Origin of the sequence: Tannerella forsythia 92A2 (assembly GCF_000238215.1) — a bacterium.
In the GTDB taxonomy this organism is placed as follows: domain Bacteria; phylum Bacteroidota; class Bacteroidia; order Bacteroidales; family Tannerellaceae; genus Tannerella; species Tannerella forsythia.
In genome coordinates, this window is sequence record NC_016610.1 from 706,335 (window position 1) to 727,787 (window position 21,453).

General features: G+C 48.8%; 19 protein-coding genes. 1 reads left to right on the forward strand and 18 read right to left on the reverse strand.

Translation table 11 applies throughout. From position 1 onward, the window contains the following. Positions 1 to 5 precede the first annotated feature (5 nt). The 14 genes from BFO_RS02905 to BFO_RS02970 all read right to left on the reverse strand — a co-directional run bounded on the left by BFO_RS02905 (position 6) and on the right by BFO_RS02970 (position 12,760). Positions 6 to 866, reverse strand: a complete 861-nt coding sequence (locus tag BFO_RS02905) for a F0F1 ATP synthase subunit gamma (RefSeq protein ID WP_014224098.1) — start codon at positions 864 to 866, stop codon at positions 6 to 8. 28 nt (positions 867 to 894) lie between these two features. Continuing rightward, a complete protein-coding gene (gene atpA, locus BFO_RS02910) occupies positions 895 to 2,487 on the reverse strand; it encodes a F0F1 ATP synthase subunit alpha (RefSeq protein WP_041591068.1) in 1,593 nt (530 codons plus the stop codon). 32 nt (positions 2,488 to 2,519) lie between these two features. Then, positions 2,520 to 3,098, reverse strand: a complete 579-nt coding sequence (locus BFO_RS02915; protein ID WP_014224100.1) for a F0F1 ATP synthase subunit delta — start codon at positions 3,096 to 3,098, stop codon at positions 2,520 to 2,522. A 67-nt stretch (positions 3,099 to 3,165) separates the two neighbouring features. Beyond that, on the reverse strand, positions 3,166 to 3,660 hold the full coding sequence (atpF, locus tag BFO_RS02920) for a F0F1 ATP synthase subunit B (protein ID WP_014224101.1): 495 nt from the start codon (positions 3,658 to 3,660) through the stop codon (positions 3,166 to 3,168). Between the two features lie 17 nt (positions 3,661 to 3,677). Next, positions 3,678 to 3,929, reverse strand: a complete 252-nt coding sequence (gene atpE, locus BFO_RS02925) for an ATP synthase F0 subunit C (protein WP_014224102.1) — start codon at positions 3,927 to 3,929, stop codon at positions 3,678 to 3,680. Between the two features lie 40 nt (positions 3,930 to 3,969). Further along, on the reverse strand, positions 3,970 to 4,992 hold the full coding sequence (atpB, locus tag BFO_RS02930; protein ID WP_244262955.1) for a F0F1 ATP synthase subunit A: 1,023 nt from the start codon (positions 4,990 to 4,992) through the stop codon (positions 3,970 to 3,972). 49 nt (positions 4,993 to 5,041) lie between these two features. Then, complete coding sequence (locus tag BFO_RS02935) at positions 5,042 to 5,482, reverse strand: hypothetical protein (protein WP_041590618.1); 441 nt, start codon at positions 5,480 to 5,482, stop codon at positions 5,042 to 5,044. Positions 5,483 to 5,510: 28 nt separating this feature from the next. After that, positions 5,511 to 5,756 carry a FoF1 ATP synthase subunit delta/epsilon gene (locus tag BFO_RS02940; RefSeq protein WP_014224105.1) on the reverse strand — a complete coding sequence of 82 codons (246 nt, stop codon included), beginning with the start codon at positions 5,754 to 5,756 and terminating at the stop codon, positions 5,511 to 5,513. A gap of 4 nt (positions 5,757 to 5,760) precedes the next feature. Next, a complete protein-coding gene (gene atpD / locus BFO_RS02945) occupies positions 5,761 to 7,284 on the reverse strand; it encodes a F0F1 ATP synthase subunit beta (protein WP_014224106.1) in 1,524 nt (507 codons plus the stop codon). 252 nt (positions 7,285 to 7,536) lie between these two features. After that, positions 7,537 to 8,844: a S41 family peptidase gene (locus BFO_RS02950; RefSeq protein ID WP_014224107.1), complete on the reverse strand. Its 1,308-nt coding sequence runs from the start codon at positions 8,842 to 8,844 to the stop codon at positions 7,537 to 7,539. 46 nt (positions 8,845 to 8,890) lie between these two features. Then, positions 8,891 to 9,667 (reverse strand): head GIN domain-containing protein, encoded by a 777-nt coding sequence (locus tag BFO_RS02955; RefSeq protein ID WP_157755276.1) that lies wholly within the window; start codon positions 9,665 to 9,667, stop codon positions 8,891 to 8,893. Positions 9,668 to 9,754: 87 nt separating this feature from the next. Beyond that, positions 9,755 to 11,332 carry a peptide chain release factor 3 gene (locus BFO_RS02960; protein ID WP_014224109.1) on the reverse strand — a complete coding sequence of 526 codons (1,578 nt, stop codon included), beginning with the start codon at positions 11,330 to 11,332 and terminating at the stop codon, positions 9,755 to 9,757. An 11-nt stretch (positions 11,333 to 11,343) separates the two neighbouring features. Further along, on the reverse strand, positions 11,344 to 12,207 hold the full coding sequence (gene rfbD, locus BFO_RS02965) for a dTDP-4-dehydrorhamnose reductase (protein WP_014224110.1): 864 nt from the start codon (positions 12,205 to 12,207) through the stop codon (positions 11,344 to 11,346). Between the two features lie 19 nt (positions 12,208 to 12,226). After that, the gene (locus BFO_RS02970; protein ID WP_041590619.1) at positions 12,227 to 12,760 is read right to left on the reverse strand and encodes a DUF4924 family protein; all 534 of its coding nucleotides are present in this window, start codon (positions 12,758 to 12,760) and stop codon (positions 12,227 to 12,229) included. A gap of 91 nt (positions 12,761 to 12,851) precedes the next feature. Here BFO_RS02970 and BFO_RS02975 point away from each other — a divergent pair, with 91 nt between their 5' ends. Next, entirely contained in the window at positions 12,852 to 13,709 is an 858-nt protein-coding gene (locus BFO_RS02975) for an MBL fold metallo-hydrolase (protein ID WP_014224112.1), read from the forward strand. Between the two features lie 126 nt (positions 13,710 to 13,835). On the opposite strand, the gene BFO_RS02980 is transcribed toward BFO_RS02975, so the two are convergent. The 4 genes from BFO_RS02980 to BFO_RS02995 all read right to left on the reverse strand — a co-directional run bounded on the left by BFO_RS02980 (position 13,836) and on the right by BFO_RS02995 (position 21,245). Then, positions 13,836 to 16,694: a M16 family metallopeptidase gene (locus tag BFO_RS02980; RefSeq protein WP_014224113.1), complete on the reverse strand. Its 2,859-nt coding sequence runs from the start codon at positions 16,692 to 16,694 to the stop codon at positions 13,836 to 13,838. 165 nt (positions 16,695 to 16,859) lie between these two features. Further along, on the reverse strand, positions 16,860 to 18,377 hold the full coding sequence (locus BFO_RS02985; protein WP_041591071.1) for an MBOAT family O-acyltransferase: 1,518 nt from the start codon (positions 18,375 to 18,377) through the stop codon (positions 16,860 to 16,862). A 50-nt stretch (positions 18,378 to 18,427) separates the two neighbouring features. Then, entirely contained in the window at positions 18,428 to 19,822 is a 1,395-nt protein-coding gene (locus BFO_RS02990) for a GDSL-type esterase/lipase family protein (protein WP_141728744.1), read from the reverse strand. Beyond that, positions 19,794 to 21,245: an SGNH/GDSL hydrolase family protein gene (locus tag BFO_RS02995; protein ID WP_041590620.1), complete on the reverse strand. Its 1,452-nt coding sequence runs from the start codon at positions 21,243 to 21,245 to the stop codon at positions 19,794 to 19,796. The genes BFO_RS02990 and BFO_RS02995 overlap by 29 nt, the downstream gene beginning before the upstream one ends. Positions 21,246 to 21,453 lie beyond the last annotated feature (208 nt).

Consider the following 21,453-nt stretch of genomic DNA (forward strand, 5'->3'; position numbering starts at 1 on the left):
ATGATCTACCATCCGAAAGCTCCGCCAATGATATCGAGCAGTTCATTCGTAATAGCTTGCTGACGAGACTTGTTGTATTCGACGGTAAGAGTGCTGATTAGATTATCAGCATTCTCTGTAGCCGCCTGCATGGAAATCATACGCACGGCATGTTCCGATGCACTTGAATCAAGCAAAGCGGTATACAGTTTCAACTTGACACTCTTCGGAATCAATACACGAAGCAAGGCTTCGCGCGAAGGTTCAACAATATACTCTGCCACAGACCACGTTTTCTCTTCTTGCAGTTTGGAAAGCACGAGTGGCAATATTGTTTCACGCTTTAACATCTGCTTACCAGCACTTTCAAAATGATAATAAATCAATTCCACCCTATCGAGTCTCTTCGCTTCGAACTCCCGGATTAAAGAGCCTGCAAATTCTGCAATCGTTGTATAATCGGGTTTCTCCGCAAGTCCTTCGAAGTTTTTTTCCACGATGTACCCACTCTCGCGAATCGCGTCGAAAACTTTTCTTCCGACAGTATACAGACGAATGTCTTCAGCAGACAACCGATCATATTCTTCGATCGTTTTCAGCGTTGCGCGTATAATGTTGGTGTTGAACGCTCCGCACAACGATCCATCGGAAGAAAAGGCAACAATCGCAACCCGCTTCACTTCGCGATCATCACAAAGCGAATTCGCATATTCGCCCGACAGTAATGAATTCATCACATGATGCAACGATGCAGAATAGGGAAGCATGTTTTCGATCGCATGCTGTGCCTTGTGAAGCTTTGCAGACGAAACCATCTTCATTGCCGAAGTGATCTTTCGGGTACTTCTGATTGACCGGATGCGTTCTTTTATTTCTTTCAGTGCCATTGTTTAATACACGACCCTATACATTTATCTACGTTCTAGACGACGATTCCAAACGGATACTGCCGGCCACTTTTTCGATAATCGTCGCCACCTCCATATCGAATTGTCCATTACGGAGCGGTTTCAACACATCGTCCTGATGATTATTTCGAAGTATCTGCAAAAAGGTCCGCTCGAATTCACGCACTTGCTCTACAGGAATATCTTTAAGCAAACCGTTTGTTCCACAATAAAGAATCGCGATCTGTTCTTCGACTGGCATCGGAGCATACTGTGGCTGAACAAGCAACTCCGTGTTCTTCTTCCCTTTATCAATGGCAAAAGCCGTTACGGAATCCAGATCGCCTCCGAACTTGGTGAACGATTCCAACTCGCGAAATTGCGCCTGATCAATCTTCAGCGTACCAGCCACTTTCTTCATTGCTTTTATCTGTGCACTTCCTCCGACACGCGACACGGAGATTCCCACATTGACTGCCGGACGGACACCCTGATTGAACAGATCGTTTTCAAGAAAAATCTGTCCGTCCGTAATAGAAATGACATTCGTCGGAATATATGCGGAAACATCACCCGCCTGTGTCTCAATAATCGGCAGAGCCGTTAGTGATCCACCGCCCTTCACTTTCCCTACGAGGCTCTCCGGCAAATCGTTCATTTGTTCCGCCACATCCTGCTGACTGATGATCTTAGCTGCACGTTCCAACAGTCTCGAATGCAGATAAAAGATATCTCCGGGATAAGCCTCACGCCCCGACGGACGACGTAAAATCAACGAAATTTCACGATAAGCGACGGCTTGTTTGGAAAGATCGTCGTACACAACAAGAACGTGCCGTCCCGTATCACGGAAATATTCACCGATCGCTGCTCCCGCAAAAGGTGCGAAGTATTGCATAGCCGCAGAATCCGACGCATTGGCCGCCACGACAATCGTATAGTCCAACGCCCCTTTTTCTCGCAACGTCTGAACCACTGAAGCCACCGTCGATCCTTTTTGCCCGATAGCCACGTAGATACAATAAACAGGCTGGCCCTCCTTAAAATTCGCACGTTGATTGAGAATGGTATCGATGGCGATGGCGGTCTTTCCCGTCTGCCGGTCGCCAATGATCAGTTCGCGCTGCCCGCGACCGATAGGGATCATCGCGTCAATTGCCTTCAATCCCGTTTGTAACGGCTGACTGACTGGTTGGCGGAAGATGACTCCCGGAGCCTTACGCTCCAATGGCATCCGGCAACGCACCCCCTGAATCTCGCCCTTACCGTCAAGCGGTGTACCCAACGGATCGATGACTCGTCCGAGCATCCCTTCGCCCACATCGACCGACGCGATTTCTTTCGTACGCTTGACAGAAAACCCTTCTTTAATCTTGTCGGTCGCACCGAGTAGAACGGCTCCCACATTATCTTCTTCAAGATTCATCACCACACCCATCACGCCGTTTTCAAACTCCAGCAGTTCATTGGCCTCGGCATTATGCAGTCCGTATATACGGGCCACGCCATCGCTGACTTGTAAGACCGTACCGACCTCATCGAATTCGAGTTTCATGTCTATCCCCTCAAGTTGCATCTTGAGCACTTCGGAGACTTCACTTAATTTTATATTGTCAGACATTTTATCCATGAATAAATATGATTAAATATGTTTTATCGCACATGTTCGGTTTCACGCATACCTATACCGGATGAAGCAAGCAACAGCCGCCTCAGTCGCGCAAGCTGTCCTCTGACGGAAGCATCTAATCGCATATCGTTCAGTTGAAAGATAAAACCTCCCCCCACTGTCGGATCGGTATGTGCCGAAAATTCAACATCTCCCCGAGTCCGTTTTTCCACCTGCCGACGGATACGCGTGAGCATTTCTTCACTCATCGGCCGAGCCGATGTGAGGTGAACGATGCTGATATTCTTTCTCCTGCGATAATATGTCTGGTAACTTAGCACAATATCATACAACATACCCTCCCGGTTATTCTTCAGGATCAACCTGACAAAATCAAGATAGGACTGTTCGGGTTCGGGACCGGCAGCTTCTCTCAGTATTTCCTTTTTGTATTTGACGGGAACTACGGGGCTGGAAAGCGTATCGCGCAGTTTCGGAATGCCGCGGAGCATCGACGAGAGTGTTTGCATGCGTTGATAAAGCGCCTGCTCCTCGTTTCGTCCCAAAGCATACTCATACAATGCTTTCGCATATCGTATAGAAATCAATCCTGCATTCATCATTCTTCATTATCATCCGTTCACAACCCCGCCAGAGAGAGGCTGAGAACAGGTTGAATTTCCTTACGATCTAATTCTTTTCTATCTCGTCCAGCAAGTGGGCAATGAAAATCTCCTGCCGCGCAGGATCATCCAACTGCCGACGAAGCACTTTCTCTGCAATATCAACGGATAAGCGTGCAACCTGCCCACGAATATCACTCACAGCCTGCTGTTTCTGAGCATCTATCTGACGCATCGCTTCATCCAGTTGCTTCTGTGCCTCTGCAGCGGCTTTCTCCTTGGCATCCAGTATCATCTTGTCACTCTCAGCAGTAGCCTGCCGGATCAGCTCACTTTGACGCACACGGGCTTCGTTCAGAATGCCCTCCGACTCCATCCTGATCTCTGCCAACCTGCGATTTGCCTCATCGGCTGCCGCAAGCGATTGCTGAATATATTCCCGGCGTTCATTGACCATTCGGGTGATGACGGGGAAGCCGAACTTTGTCAATAGTCCGAAAACAATCAGAAAAGACAGCAACATCCAGAATAACAGTCCAAAATCGGGTGTTAACAATGACATGCTCTAAATCTTTTTTGTTAACTGTTCACAGCCATCAGACAAACAACGATTGCAAATAACGCCGCACCTTCAATTAATGCCGCAACAATAATCATCGACATGCGTACATCACTGGCTGCTTCGGGCTGACGTCCGATCGCTTCCATCGCGCTTGAACCGATTTTTCCAATACCGAGACCGGCTCCAATAACAGCAATAGCGGCTCCCAACGGTGCGGCAAATGCACCCAAGTTTGTTGTTGCTTGCAACATCATGTTTAACAGTGTCATAATCCTTTAATTTGAAATTATTATTTTTTGTTTTATTATTTCATTTCGTTACTTTTTCACGTTGATGCTCCGGTCTCGAAAGCCCGATAAACACGGCCGAAAGCATCGTAAACACATACGCCTGAATATAAGCGACAAGCAGTTCGAGACAGTTCATAAACACCGATAATAAAACGGAAAAGACTGTCATACCGGCATGCATTGCAGCCCCCATCTTAGCCGTGATAAATACAAGACAAGTAAGTGCGATGACAATAGAATGCCCTGCCATTATATTCGCGAAAAGACGAATCATCAAAGCAAACGGTTTCGAGATCAGCCCAAACAGCTCGATGATAGGCATCAGAGGAATCGGCACTTTCATCCACATCGGTACATCCGGCCAAAAGATATCTTTCCAATATGCCTTATTCCCAAACACATTAACGGCAACCATCGTGCAAATAGCAAGTGTGAATGTAATTGCAATGTTTCCGGTCGTATTGGCTCCTCCCGGAAAAATCGGAATTAACCCCATCAGGTTGTTAATAAAGATAAAGAAAAATGCCGTCAGGAGATACGGAGAATATCGTGCATAATCTTTTCCGATATTTTTTCGTATCACCTCATCTTCGATATTCATTACAAACATTTCAACAGCTCCCACGAATCCACCCGGAACGGCATACTTGGGATGGCATTTATACCATCTCGCAACAGACAGAAAGATGACCAGCATGATAATCGAATTGATGATCAACGCCAGCGCATTTTTTGTCAAAGAAATATCCAATGGGCGTACTTCCGCGCCACCGACATCACGTTCGACAATCTTTCCGGCATGATCCCCTCTGGACGCAATGTAAAAGCCTTTATATGATACATCGTGTGTAAGACGAGAAGATGAAAACACGTGCCATCCCGTCGTCGAAGAATAAACAATCACCGGCAAGTAAATTGACAGGTGCCGATCGTTGATCGTTGTAATATGCCACCAATAACTGTCCTGTACATGATCAAAGATAATCTCTACCGCATTGATTTCAGGCTTATGGTCTTGGGCATACACAGAAGAAGACGACATGACGGTCAGGAGACCGATCATACCCATCAGCACTCTGATTTTTATACCACTATACTTTCTTCTCATCTTTTGGGGTCCTCGTTCTTTTATGATGCTTGTGTTGAGAATCGATATTGTACAGCACAAACAATTTGATGCACATAAACCAAATATAAAACAGCCCGAAGGTAAGTAAAAACGCTCTACATTGTACATGGATCCGGTAAACGTAATAAAACAAAAGGCAGGCCGAGAGAATAAACTGCGAAGTGTTTAACAACATCAGCCGCGCAACAGCACGTCCGGGATGCAAACGTTTGCTCTCGATACGAGACACCGCCAACAGTACCGTCAGACCTAACAAAAAGAAATACAAGGGATTCAGGAGCATATACGACGTATAGCTTTTCGGAAAAAACCGGTAGACAACCGCCAGTTCAATGATTCCAAACACCAAGATACTTCCGAGCACAAATGTATTGACCGTTTTATGTGAATATGCACTACTCATTTTTCTTATTCTGATCACAATACATGTTTTATATCTCTACACAGGCCGTTATCCGGTCCGCTTTCACTTCTACAAATCCGCTTCGTATAGCTATGCGACGGGCTTCTCCACCCGAAGCAACATAACATTCGATTTCTCCTTCGACTAATGACGAGATGATCGGTGCATGCTTCGGCAAGACTTCGAATCGCCCTACTTCACCTGGAAATACAATACGTGAGCATTCTCCTTGATATACGGTTCCGGAAGGAGAAATCATCCTTATTTTCAACATCTCCTTATTTTTTATCTACCTGATCTTTGATTTTCGCAGCCTTTTCTTTTGCATTTTCAATCGTTCCGACATTCAGGAAGGCTTGCTCGGGCAAATCGTCTACTTCGCCGTCAAGAATCATTTTGAAGCCTCTTATATTATCTTCGATTGAAACCATCACACCGGGAACCCCGGTAAACTGTTCTGCCACAGAAAACGGTTGCGACAAAAAGCGCTGCACGCGGCGAGCACGATTGACGGTCAGCCGATCTTCGTCCGACAATTCTTCCATGCCGAGAATCGAAATAATATCCTGCAACTCTTTGTTGCGTTGCAGAATCTGTTTCACGCGTTGCGCCGTACGATAATGTTCTTCTCCGACGATATTCGGATCGAGGATGCGAGAGGTAGACTCGAGCGGGTCAACGGCCGGATAAATACCTAATTCTGTAATTTTACGACTTAATACCGTCGTCGCATCAAGATACGAGAATGTTGTTGCCGGCGCAGGGTCCGTTAGGTCATCAGCGGGAACATACACCGCTTGTACCGATGTGATGGAGCCGCTTTTAGTCGAAGCGATACGCTCTTGCATATTTCCCATCTCAGTAGCCAAGGTAGGCTGATACCCGACCGCTGAAGGCATACGCCCGAGCAAAGCCGACACCTCACTGCCTGCCTGAGTAAAGCGAAAGATATTGTCGATAAAGAACAAAATATCTCTCGAACCTCCCCCCGTATCACGAAACGACTCAGCAACAGTCAGACCCGATAAGGCTACTGATGCACGTGCTCCGGGCGGCTCATTCATCTGACCGAAGATCAGCGTAGCCTGAGATTTTTTCAACTCTTCGTAATCAATCTTCGATAAGTCCCATTCTCCTCGTTCCATCGCTTCCTCAAACGCTTTCCCGTAACGAATGACACCAGACTCAATCATCTCACGCAAAAGATCGTTCCCTTCACGCGTACGTTCACCTACTCCGGCAAAAACAGAGAACCCGTTATGCCGCTTGGCTATATTATTAATCAGCTCCTTAATCAACACTGTCTTACCCACACCGGCTCCGCCGAACAGACCGATTTTTCCACCCTTCAGATAAGGCTCCAGCAAATCGATCACCTTGATCCCGGTAAACAAGACCTCTTGCGATGTCGAAAGGTCTTCGAACTTAGGAGGCTCACGATGTATCGGCATAGCTCCGGCTTCGTCCAAAGCGGTCATACCATCAATGGCCTCACCGATAACATTGAGTACACGTCCCTTCGTCTGTTCACCGACAGGCACACGGATCGGTGCATAGTCCGACACGGCCTCCATACCCCGTCGCAGACCATCGGTCGAGTCCATCGCCACCGAGCGTACACTGTTCTCGCCAATATGCTGCTGTATCTCAGCTATGAGCACCCGCCCATCGGGCCGTTTGATCGAAACGGCATCATGAATAGACGGTAGCTGAATGATGGTATCGGAATCATCTTTCTCGAAACTGATATCGATTACCGGACCGATGATCTGAGAAATATATCCTGTTATCTTTTTCTCCATATTTTTTAATCCTCATTCATAAATTAGGTACAAAGATATGAATACTAAAATGTTATTTATTGACGAAAAAGTCATCGAAAATGTTCATTTTGGATATTTCCAGTAGCTTTCTATTCCGAACAGAGCCTTTAAGCAGGCTGCGTATTGGCGATGGGCGTTTTTTTAGTACTGAACTTTAATCAAGGAATGAAAGTTGAATTTTGTACATCCGTTGATACGAAACCATTCAGCTCGCCTATTGCCAGCACAATATTAGCCGACGTTATTTTTATCTCTTCGAATCTGTTTCAAGGCTTCCTCTATTACCATATCTTTTCCTTTCATAAACATATCCACATTCTCCTTTACTTCTACATCTGGTTTTATTCCGATTCCAATAAATTTGTTCCCGTCAGTATCCCATTCATTTTTAGTACAAATTTGAGCATTAATCCCGTAGCCAAGTTCTATATGTATAGGATTGCCTGTGCTCCCTCCTGTGGGCATACCAATGATTTTCCCTTTTCTAGTACTACGAAAAGCCACACAAAAATTTTCGGCAGATGAAAATGTCACCGCATTTACCAATAACATTACCGGCTTGGTATATACATTCTCTTCATTCACAGGAATTAAATCATCCGGGGTTTCCATATACCACTCTTGCGGATATCCCCATGAACCATGTGCGGCAATGTACATACGACTGCTCCAATTACCCATCTTTACAGGCTTGCCGGACAAATGACGAATAATATAGTCGGCATTTCCAGAGTTTCCCCCCATATTGTCCCTCAAATCTATAATCAGAGCATCTGTCTTTTTGATGTTTTGATACAGAACATCAAATTCCTTTTTAAAGTCATTGCCCATAAAGGTATTTATTTTCAATAACCCCACATTGCCGTTTAATATTTTGTAATCAAATGTATTATTGGCTATATCCCAGTTTATGTTTCGATGACTTTCGATTGTAAAGGTTTTACCATCCCGATTTTTAAATAAAATTTTTGATACTCTTGAACCTTTCTCCTTTGTCAATTCAAAACCTGCATAAGGGGAATAATCCAACCATTGTGATGTTGAATATGATACCAATGGACGTTTATAGAGATTTACATACTCTATCACATCCAATCCATCAATTTTTACGATTTCACTTCCTATTTCAACACCTTGTTTTTGAAAATCGCTACTTAACACGTTTGTTACAAAAACTCGGTCGTCTATCCGTTTTGTTTTGAATGGAAAAGGTTTTATCCAATCCAAGCTGTTATCCGAATTGGCTTCATATACGTAAGTGTGGCCATCTTGTAATTCGATCGATAAACGTTGTAATTCCCGTACATACTCTTCTTTTGATTTTGTTGCCAAAAGTTTGGGGAGAGTCGCTAAACAGAGACTGTCCCAATCGAATGTCAAATTGTTGTAAAATACATAATTATATTTCACCTCCGTGCAAAATTTTGACAAGACATATGCTTTTTGTCCATCAGTAAAGTCTTTCGAAGCATCCTGCGCTTTCAAATTAACAGCACTTGATATTGATACAGAGAGGAACAATAAAAAAATTCTTTTCATTGTGAATTTACTTTCTATAATGTTAGCCAACAGAGGAATAAACGGATTACTTCTGCTTTAAGCTCGATGATTTGTCGACCGACATGGTTACGGTACAATCGCCTGTGTACATGACATCCGATCCGCCTCCTACTTTGGCCGATAGCCGTTCCGTGCAGTGGATCTCGGCATCGCTTCCACCCGAAACGGATAGGTCACAGTCTTTTATCACGAATCGGTGGGCATTGAAATCGCTACCGCCCGAAATGGACACGCTGCAAACGTTGGCATGACCTGACAGATCTCCGTCACTACCGCCCGAGATCGCTAAATCACACCGTTCAGTCTCTACCGAAGCGTTGAAATCGCTGCCGCCGCTACATGCCACGTCCAGCGTCTTCACATTGATGTCCCCTTTGAAATCACTTCCTCCCGAACAGGTTACTGAAAGTGCATCTCCCTGTAAGGTCGTATTTTTCGTATACACATCGCTGCCGCCACTGGCCGAAATCGCAGTGAGTTGTCCCGTATTCGGCACGATAACTTTCGGGCTTTTCCCATTGAAGCGATACCCATACCCTTGCTTCATTTTAATCTTTAACGTACCGTCTTCCACTTTTGTTTCCACGTATTCCTGAAGGTTTTCATCGGCAACCACGACAATACCACTCGTCAGATCGCCGGAAATTTCAACATCCAGTCCGCTTCCTACGCTAAGCGCCTTGTAGCGCCCTACACTTCGTTGACGTTCGACTGTCTGCCCGTCTCCTTTAATGCGCCCTTGCGCAACACAACTCATTGTCGCCACAAGCGCAATGACCGATAATAAAATTGTCCTCATCATGATATTTATTTTCATAATTCAATGATAAGACGTAAAAAACGCAGAAATGTTACACTTCCCGCCCTGCGGATTCCTGTGACAGGTCTGTTAAAATTCGGATGTAAAGTGGAATTGTATCTCCGGAAAATCTTGCTGCGCCATCGTCAGCACATACGCCGAGTCGGCCAGATACACATCCCTCCCTTCATGGTCGACAGCCATATACTGCGCCTTACGCTTCTTGAAACTGTCGAGCATTGCTTTATCGTCACTTTCTATCCAGCATGCCTTGTAAAGGTTGATCGGTTCCCAGCGGCATTGCGCTCCGTACTCGTGGAGCAGGCGGTACTGAATGACTTCAAATTGTAACTGCCCGACCGTACCGATAATCTTACGACCATTAAACTGATTCGTAAACAGCTGGGCTACTCCTTCGTCCATCAACTGATCGATGCCTTTGTTAAGCTGCTTGGCTTTCATCGGATCGGCATTCTCGATGTATTTGAACATCTCGGGCGAGAAGCTCGGAAGTCCCTTGAAATGCAGCTCTTCACCTCCGGTCAGACTATCACCGATCTTGAAGTTTCCCGTATCGGGCAGCCCGACGATATCGCCGGCAAACGCTTCATCTACGACTTCTTTACGCTGCGCCATAAACGCCGTCGGACTGCTGAAACGCATCATCTTCCCGAAACGCACGTGCTTATAGTTCGCGTTCCGCTCGAACCGTCCCGAGCAAATCTTCACGAACGCGATGCAACTGCGATGATTCGGATCCATATTGGCATGAATCTTAAAGACAAATCCGGAGAACGCCTCTTCGTCCGGACGAACGATCCGCTCGACAGCCTGCACCGGGGAAGGCGGCGGGGCGATACGTACAAAGCAGTTCAGCAACTCGCGCACACCGAAATTATTCAAGGCCGAGCCGAAAAAGACCGGAGCCACATCGCCTTTCAGGTACGTCGCCTTGTCGAATTCGGGATAGACCCCATTGATCAGTTCCACATCAGCCCGCAACTTCTCAGCCAGCGAAGCATCGATATGCTTTTCCAGCTCAGGGCTGTCGATATCTTTAAACTCGATACTTTCCGTCACCGTCTGCTTACTCGGCATATACAGATCGAGTTTCTGTTCGTAAAGGTTATAGACGCCTTTGAAACGCACGCCCATCTCGATCGGCCAGCTTAACGGGCGAACGCTGATTTTCAGTTCGCTCTCAATCTCGTCGAGCAGATCGAACGGCGACTTCCCTTCGCGGTCCATCTTATTGACAAAAACAATCACGGGAGTCTTTCTCATCCGACAGACTTCCATTAGCTTACGGGTCTGCGCTTCCACACCCTTGGCCGCATCGACAACGATGATCACACTGTCGACCGCCGTCAACGTGCGGAACGTATCTTCCGCAAAATCCTGATGACCGGGGGTGTCGAGGATATTGATCTTATATCCCTCGTAATCGAAAGCCATCACCGAAGTTGCCACCGAGATGCCGCGCTGCTTCTCGATCTCCATCCAATCGGAAGTTGCCGTGCGGCGTATCTTGTTCGATTTGACGGCGCCGGCCACGTGAATGGCGCCTCCGAAAAGGAGGAGCTTCTCGGTAAGCGTCGTTTTCCCCGCGTCGGGGTGACTGATGATCGCAAATGTTCTGCGCCGATGTATTTCGTCTGTCAAAGTCATTTTTTCTGTGATTAAATATTTGCCGTCAAGGTGTGGACGCATCCGGCCAAGCTCTCTTCCCACGCCGGTATCCGGAGGCCGAACACTTGTTTGATCTTCGTCTTGTCGAGTACGCTGTAGGCCGGTCTGGTCGCCCGCGTGGGGTATTGGTCCGTCGTGATCGGGTGAAGCGTGCATCTGCGACCGCCCATCTCCATAATCTTCCGGGCAAAGTCGTACCAACTGCATACGCCCTCGTTCGAAAAGTGATAGATGCCGGGCGCCCATACCGGATGCGCCAGTATCTTCAGCATGGCATCGGCCAGATCGCCGGCATACGTGGGCGTTCCCACCTGATCGGCTACGACGCTCACCTCGCTCCGCTCAGCGCCGAGACGCAGCATCGTCTTAACGAAGTTCTGCCCGACCTCCGAATAGAGCCATGCCGTGCGGATAATGACCGCATCGGGAAGGACTTCCTGCAAGGCCTGTTCGCCTGCCAGTTTGGTACGGCCATAAACCGACGTGGGCGCCGTCGGGTCGTCTTCGCGATAAGGGCGTTGTCCCCGTCCGTCGAACACATAATCGGTCGAGATATGAATGACATGCGCACCGTGCTCAGACGCTACCTCGCTGATGTTGCGCACCGCATCACGATTGATCCGCATGCACCGTTCGGCATCGTCCTCAGCCTTGTCAACGGCCGTATAAGCCGCACAGTTCAAGATATACCCGATGCCGTTGGCATGTACGTATTCCGTCAACTGCGCTTTGTCGCAAATGTCGAGTGCATCGACATCGGTAAAATAAAACGTCCATTCCGGGTGATGATTCGCCCGTTGCTGCAGGGCGCTTCCCAATTGTCCGTTCGCACCCGTTACCAAAATTGATTTCATCCTGTTCTCGTTTTTTTTGTCAGGATACCGTTTCCGATTCCTTGTATTTGGCAGCCAGAAAAGAGAGAAACGTATGAATCTGTTTCATCGCTTCCTGTGTCTCGGCACTGACGGGCCTGCCCTGCATCCGCAGCAGCAGATAACCGTAGAGGGCGGTGAAGCAGGTCTCGATCTCCGGCATCTCGGCGCCTCCCGCCTTGGCACGCAACTGCACGATCGATGGCAAGGTTTTGTAGTACAAGGCGCCATACGTCGTTTCACGCGGATCTGTGAGCAGTGACTGATGTAACTCCGTCAGCGAAAGAATCACATTCCGGTTGATCTGCAAATGCCCGCGTTCCGTCACTCCTTCGTTACGCATCATGTCTATCAACTCCTCATACCAGCGAACTATTTCGGCCTTTACCGTCGCCGGCTGGTCATACTGTTCGATAAGGGTCTCCCGAATCTTGTCGATATCCAATCCGTTGGCACGGATCAGGTCCTCCACCTGCCACATGTAAAGCAGATATTCGACCATATTTTCCTTTCTTTTCTGTTGAGCCACTATCATAGCGGGTACAAAAGTAGCAACTTCCGGACAAATGTCAATTGCAAACAAGCAATTTAATCGTACTTTTGCCGAAGAAACAATACGATAAACGATGAAAACATCCGTCCGACTCATCCATACGGGCTATTTTTATGCCGACGGGGGCTGCATGTTCGGCGCCACCCCGCAATCGGCGTGGAAGCGTCGCTACAAGGCTGATGCGCAAAACCGTTGCCGGCTCGCCATGCACGTCGGGCTCGTAACCACCCGCTGCGGACGAGTGATCCTGATCGATAACGGCATCGGCAACAAGCATACCGACCAACTGAAAGCCTCGTTCTATCGCTTTCACGAACTGACGGATCTCGATAAGGCGCTCCGACAATACGGCATCCGTCCCGATGACGTGACCGACGTCGTGCTGACCCACCTGCATTTCGATCATTGCGGAGGTACGACCCGATACGGCGAAGACGGACAAATCATCCCGGCCTATCCGAATGCGACGTGCTGGGTGAGCGAAGCGCAATGGCACGAAGCGTTTCATCCCAACGCTCTCGAACGTGACTCTTTTTTCCCGGAGAATATGGAGGCCATTCGCGAGTCAGGCAAATTACATCTAATCAAAGACGAGACGTTTCTTACGCCGGAGGTCAGGTTGCGTCTGTTCGACGGACATACGTCCGGACAGATCGTAATTGATGTGGAGACAGACTCTCACACCGTCATCTTTGCCGGTGATGTTATTCCTACCTCCGCCCACCTCTCTCCGACATGGATTTCTGCGTACGATGTTCGTCCGTTAGAAACCTACTACGCCAAAGTGCACCTGCTCGACAAAGCGTCCTCCAACGGGCAGATCGTCGTCTACTGCCACGACGCGTATACCCCCTGCTCGGCCGTGAAGAAGATCAACGATTTCTATAAAGCCCTTCCCTGCGCCATGGATACAAACAACAGAGTCAGGTGAGCACTTGGAGAACTTAGTTTTGGATATAGAGGGCTTGCAAGTCATGGGGGGGGACAATTGGCTTAATTATTGCTATTGTTTTATATGCATTAAGTTACACAAATACTTCGAAAAGAACGTGTACGGTCAGCGATAGAAATCTTTCTTTTTTATTCGGATGACGTTTCCGAACGCGGCAAGACGCCGCATGTCGATTTTGCGCGAGTTGCCGACGATGACATAGACGAGCGTGCGTCCCTGCACATGAGAACGGTAGAAACGTGCAATGTCGTCCATACTCATACGGCCGATATCGTCGAGCAGCAATCGGTTCGGGTCTTCCGTATACCCGTCGCGGCGGTAATCGGCAATTTTGGTGGAGATGTCGCGGAAGGCCGGGTATTCGTTGTTCGTGAAGTTAATGCTTGCTCGGATCAGCGCCTCGATGCGTTCGGGGCGTTCGGGCATCTCCTGTATCAGCGTGTTGAGCACGTTCAAGGCATCAATCGTCTTGTCGCATTGCGTAGAGAGATAGGCTACGAAACGGGAAGGTTTGTCGGAGAGACAATAAGGCGGCAGACGATAAGCGCCTGAGGTATAATACGCCAGCGAACGAAACTCGCGGATTTCCTGAAACATGAGTGACGACATGCCTTCGCCGAAATAACGCGAAAACAGGTCTGCCTCGTGCCTCTTCTTCAGCGTATCGAGCGGCTTGCACGCCATATAAGCGTAGATGATGTTTTGAAACACATCAGGCATGTGATAGAAGAAAACGAATGGCTTCTCGTACGTCACAAAATCGCGCCAGACGGGCGAGAGCGACGGACGGATCATCTTCCCCAGCGGGAGCAAACGGGAGATATGCTCCGCCACCTTTTCGGCCTCCAGCGTCCCGCAATAGTGCATCGTGCAGGCCACCTGCGTGGCACGGTAAAAGAGATCGACCAGCTCACTTCCCCGGATATGCTTGACTTCCTTGAACGAAGGTTTGGTCAGGTATTGTGACAGGCTGCCATACTGTACGTACTCGAACAACGCTTCGGCCACCTCGTTGTTCGACTTGAAGAATGCCTTTTCGGCCACCTTCGCATCGTCGACGAGGGTTTTCAATTTCCGGTCATCGGGAGATACATTCGCCAGAAAATCACCGGCCACCTGCAGCGTCTCATCAAAAGCTTTGTCAAAGCCCGTAATTTTGAACGTCAAACTGTGTTTGTCCGCATCCAGATCGAGCGTGCTTCCCAGCGTCTGCAACCGCATACGCAAGGCTTCGAACGATTGCGACTTTGTGCCCAACAGCGGGATATACCCGGCCAGCAGTTTGAGCTTCGGCTCCTCGATCAGCCCGATCCCATAAGAGAGCTTAAGCGTAAAAATATGATTCACCCGGTTGGGCGTCACATACAAGGTCGTGCGCGGCGTCAAATGAAGCGTCTGCACATCCCGGTCGAAGTCCACATAACGCGGCCGGACTTCCTGTACGGGAATTGCGTCTAATTGCTTACTATATGCTGACGAGGCATCGGCATGCCGCGGAACGATGGGGGCGAAATCGGGCTTAGCCAAGTGCGTCTTGGTATAACGCCCCGTCTTTTTGCGGACATAGAGATAATTATCGCCGAAATAACGGTTGGCCACCTTCACCACGTCGTCTTTCGTCAGTGTCTCGGCACGGTCTAACTCTTCCTGATAATCCGCCCACGTCTTGCCCTGCGAAAACAGACGCACCAGCACCTGACTGCGTGAGTCGATATCCTCCAGCTCCGTCAGATGACGACGTAGCTGCTCACGTTTGAGGCTGTTGAACATCTCATCCGTGAAATCACCCTTTTTCACACGCTCCAACTCGCGCCAGATCATTTTTTCGGCCGAGCGGCACGTGTGCGACAACCTCGGCACCACCACAATCCCGATAAATCCGGCCTCGTTAAACGACTCTCCGCCTACCATCGCACCCATCACCCGGCGGTCCACCATCAGTTTGTCCAGATACCCCGTACCGTTCGAGTTATTAAGGATGCCGACTGCCACGTCGAACGCAGTCTGATCGGGATGGTTGGCCGGAACACCGCGAAAACCGAGCGCCACCGCCTTTAGCAAAGGAAGCGGAACCTTCACCGTCGTCTTTTCCCGACCGCGAAACGGGCGAATCTTCACCGACGATACCGGTTCAACGACACCGCGCGGGATGCGTGAGAACGTTCGCTCCAAGATGGGAAGCACCCGTTCCGTATCGAAATCGCCACTCAGAATCAACCCCATGTTCGACGATACATAATAAGCTTCGAAGAACTTGCGCATCTCCGACAGGCGCGGGTTTTTCAGGTTCTCCGCACTCCCGATAATCGGATAGGCGTAGGGATGCGGACGAAAATAAGTCTCCATCAACTTCTCGATGGCCTGGTTGAGAATCATGTCGTCTCGCCGGTTTTTCTCCTCGTAAACCGTCTCCAATTCGCTCTGAAACATACGAAATACGGGGTTCAACAAACGTTCGCTGTTCAGTTCCGCCCACTGTTCCGTATATTGTGGCAAAAAAAGATTGTGATATACGGTATAATCGTACGACGTGCCCGCATTCAACTTCGAGCCTCCATATTTGGTAATCAGTTTGTCAAATTCGTTGGGAATCACGTATTCGGCAGCCCGCACGCTCAAATCGTTGATTGACTGCTGAATGATAGCGCGTGCCTTCACATCTTTCGTGCACGCCAATTCGTCATATTTTCCGGCAATGGCGTCAAGCAATACTTTCTCCGCTGCATAATCCATCGTCCCGATCTTATCCGTCCCTTTAAACATCATATGCTCGAAGTAATGAGGAATACCCGTATTCGGCGAATCCTTCGAACCGGCCTTGACTACTACGGCTCCAAAAACTTTCGGCTGACTGTGATCTTCGTTCAGCCAGACCGTCAAACCATTGTCCAGTATATATTCATGAACTTCCGTCGATACCGGAACGGACGAAGCTTGTTTTACTTTCGGAACGTGAACTGTCATCGTATCCTTTCAACATTTTTAGGGCAGAAATAGTTCACCTCCTCCGATGGTTGTATCCCCTCCGTCCGATATCCATCACCGCCCTTCTCCAAACAAAAGAAAATATTCTTTTCATTTTTAAGTATTTGTTTTATAAAAGAAGAATCACATATCGACAACAAACGTTCAGAATTGAAAATAAATAAACGGAACCACGCCGGAACTTTTCACCTGTATGACCACAAAGATCGCCAGAAGCAGGTACAAGGCCTGAAACAGCATGGGGGAGTCCGTCACTACACGTTGCATCTTCCAATCAATGTGCTTGGGTATGAAATGAAGCAGGTAGCCTGTAGCCATGAGGATCGAAACACCCGGATAGCCGACGATGAACTGTGTGAAAACCTCCGGATGAAAATCAGTGAAGATCCGCATCAGCACATCCCTCCCGATTTGTACCGTATCGGCCCGAAAAAAGACCCAGCCCAGACATACCAAATGAAACGTCAAAATCATACCGAGCATTCGACGAAACAAAGACATCTCTTCTCCCATCGGCTTGAAGCTGCTGAAATGCCCCATCACAAACTTATGCACAGCCAGCGAAACACCATGCAGGGCACCCCACAAAATAAAACGCATCGAAGCGCCGTGCCACAAACCGCCCAACAACATCGTCACAACCAGATGTACATAGGTGCGAAACTTTCCCTTACGGTTTCCGCCCATCGAGATATACAGGTAATCTTTCAACCAGCTCGATAATGAGATATGCCAGCGCCTCCAGAATTCAGTGATGGTGGCCGACTGATAAGGTGAATCGAAATTGACGTTGAAACGAATTCCCATCAGCAACGCTATGCCGATGGCCATATCGGAATAGCCTGAAAAATCGCAGTAAATCTGAAGAGCATATCCGTATACCCCGAACAAATTTTCGAGACCGGTATAGAGCGTAGGCGCATCGAAAATACGATCTACAAAGTTGATGCTGATGTAGTCGGAGATCACACATTTCTTGAACAGACCGCAGAGGATCAGGTAAAGCCCCTCGCCCAAATGCTCCTTTGACAGCCTCGGACTGCGAAACATCTGCGGGATGAAATCGCGTGCCCGCACAATCGGCCCGGCAACCAAGCCCGGGAAGAACGAAACGTAAAACAGATAGTCGATCCAACGCCTCAACGGATCGAGACGTTTGCGGTATACATCAATCGTATAGCTGAGCGACTGAAACGTAAAGAACGAGATACCGACCGGCAGGAAAATATCTAACGGAGTATAATTCAACTGTGCCAGTTCACGGATGCCCATCCATTGCCCCATACTGCTCAGCAGCATCACGCCCACATCGTAAAGGAAATTCGTGTACTTGAAGTAGGCCAGCATTCCGATGTTGATACATATACTCAGCACCACCCACGTTTTGCGCAGGCCCTTGTGCGAAGTTTGCGCAATCGCGCGGGCAATCAGAAAGTCGGACGTGGCCGTAAAAATCAGCAGGACAAACCACAGACCGCTACTCTTATAATAAAAGTACAGGGAAAAAAGCGCGACGTAAACGATACGGGTCGTCGTAGACCGACGCAACGACCAGTAAACCGCAAAGAAGACGATAAAAAGAAAAAAGAACAGTCCCGTACTGAAGAGCATCGGCGCATCCGGCTGATAGCGCAACAGCGAACCGATACGCTCCCACAGCATACCGGTTTTTATTCCCGAAGAGATCGTCTCTGAAAGAAACGACAAAAGACTCATAAAGACATCCGTTTTCGATAATCCAATTCACTACGGAGAAGCGCCTTATAAAGCAATTTGCCCTGTTCCTGATAACCGGCCACATTGAAATGAATACGGTCGCGCCCCAAATGATCCGAAGCCAGCCACTGTTCGCACGAATTCGCTCCTCCAGTCATCCCGTACAAGTCGAAGCAGGCAACTCCCTCGCGCCAGGCATATTCTTTGATAGCACGTGCCGCCAGATCGATATTTTCGTTACGTTTGTAACTCCGCTTTCCACGTCGCCCACGCACCGAACGGTAACTCTCGGCCGGCGTACTCAGCACCAAAGCGGTGAAAGGCAGGTACGCCTTGACCAAACGCACAAAGCGGTCGACCTGCAACAAAAATTCGGAAGTCGAGAAGTTGGCGCCGAAGGTCTCATTCGTGCCTAACGTAACAATCAGCAGCGAGGGATCAAGCAACGACAACTGCCGGATATACTCCTCATTCGTATAGTTCACAAACATGGCGCCGTTCTGCCCGATGGAATGATACAAAATCCCCGGCTGACCGTTTGTGAGCACAAAACCGTAATAACAATTCCTTATTGACGAAAGACTTGCAGGTGTCAGTCGCCCCTGCGCGGCCGTATAAAGCTGCAGTTCCCCCGACTTGGTGGGCAGCTTGAACGTATCGACCATCACTCCCGGCGAATAAGGCGCCTTTGCCCAGACAGTCTCTACCCGTTCATCCTCCCCGACAGGAAGCATCGGCAGAGTCCCTTCATTGCGATAAAGAATCACTTGATTGAACTCGTAACCCGCTCCGTTATTCGGTGCAATGCTGATCGTAAAATCGACACCCGACACATCGGCCTGAATGCCGATCCCTCCGGGTCCCCATGCACAGTCCGATGTGCGGCGAGTACAACGTCCCACGGACCAGTTTCTCACTTTCGACGAGGTGATAAAATAATCTGTCGGCTCGTTATCCCGTGCCAGCTTATACGGTGCAATCCAACCACGCCCGGCATTGCCGAAAGTTCGTTGCAACAAACGCATCGCCTCGCCGCTGTAGAAACCGGCCTGCACATGCGAATCGCCCAAATGAACGATCTGGATCGTCGTGTCTCTTCCTGACGCCAATCGGTGCAGCTCTTCCAAAAAAGAATCGAGCGAGTGTGCAGGATCTGTAATCCGGCAAAGCGAATCGATGACAAACGAGAGACTCGAACGAACATCGTCCGTCAGTGGAGCGCGCGGCATCCATACCTCTTCTTCCGTTTCGTGCAAAAAAACCGGCGTCAGTTCGTTCTCTTCCGATTCCGACTTCATTCGAGCGCTGATTAACCCGACCGTCAGCGTAACCACGAATACGAAGAGCACACCCCATTTCAATTCAATATGTTTTCTTATCCATTTCATCATAAAACTCTTTTTCTAAAATCAGCGCATCAAACAACGAAGCGGCCAGCTCACGCCCGCCGCGAAAGCTTAGATGCGTATAATCCTTACTCGCCCAGCGCCGCTCCACGTAGTGCACCATGCTTCCTTCACCTCCCATCGCCGAAAAAACGCTCCAAAACGGCACTCGAGCCTCGACCGCCGCTTCGCGCTGAGCGCGCAGCAAGGCCCGTATCGACGGCATCGTGCGGTAAACGCCGTCACGGTAATGGCTGCGATCGGAGACGCTGAGCAGCAACACATCGGCTTCCGGAAAACAACACTGCAAATGACGGATGGCGTCTACCATCCGCTTGCGATACCAACCATACTCCTTCGTTTTTTCCGTAACCACGTTCAACCCGTATTGCAGGACAATCAAATCATAAGGACGCACATTTCGAAAAGCCATGCAACTCGACTCATCCAATTCGCATAATGTCATTCCCGAATTGCCGCGCAGGGAAAAATTGTCGACCACTACCCCGGTATTATCTTCGAGTGCAATCCCCAGCGCCCGGAGTCCATGCGATTTATGGAAGCGCAGTTGGCCGTCCGTAAACCGACCCTTCACCTCATACTGTACAATCGAATCGGTGGTCGGCAGCATATTGACAATCGTATCTTTCGACTGGTTGCATATCCAGCGTATCTCCGACTGCATGTTGCGCGAATAAATGAACTTGAGTGACGAAACCGCGTCCAGATGCGGGTACGCATCGACCGTCTTGAACGAAATCGAGGCTATCCCGGCCTCCGAATCGGCATCGAAGAGCAGGCCCGGAAGTACATACTTATGGTTACGGTCGGTAAGTATCGAGCGCGTGACCCATCCTTTCGACCGCTGATGAACCGTTGGGCGGTACTGCTCCACTTTCGAAGCCACCGGAACAAATCCTACGCCTCGTCCTCCGAAACGCTCCTGCATCTTCGCACGAAAATCGGCTACAATGATATCGCCCTCAATAAACGAATCCCCCAGAAAAGCAATCCGTACGGGACGATTCAGGGAACGGAGGCGATTCAACGACGTAAAAAATCGGTACAAGCCCGTATGCCCCGCCGAATAATCTTCGATACGGACGCTTGTCGTATCTTCCAGCCTGCTTGATGTAAGCGCTTGATAGGTGACATTTCGTCGGGTAATCTCCCGAAAGTTGAAGCCCCGGATCGTTACCGTGTCGGAAAACGACAGCGAATCGATGATCAGTGCCCCTGGCAGTATCGCATCCGTTGAGTCGGCCCAAAGGGCTTCGTCCTCACGGCGCAGGTCGGAGAGCATGTCCACTTTCTTGATCGGAATGCCAAACGGTTCATCCGGCAACCAATACAATCCAAGACAACACGCCATCGTTATCAACAGGATAGCCAGCATTCGCCCGAAATAATTTCTTTCTGTTCCTCTCATCTTTTATAAAAAGCGCACAAAGGTACGTGAAAAATCATATGCTCCCAAACGAGGCTGCCCTCCTATGGTTAACGTATTGAAATTTTAATGCATGACGACACTTACTATAGTGGTCTTTTAAGTCCGGAGATGTTCTCTTACGACATCTACATCTCATTTTTTTTCGAAATAGGCCCACGCTCTTCGTCAGGCAACCTCCGGGCCATCT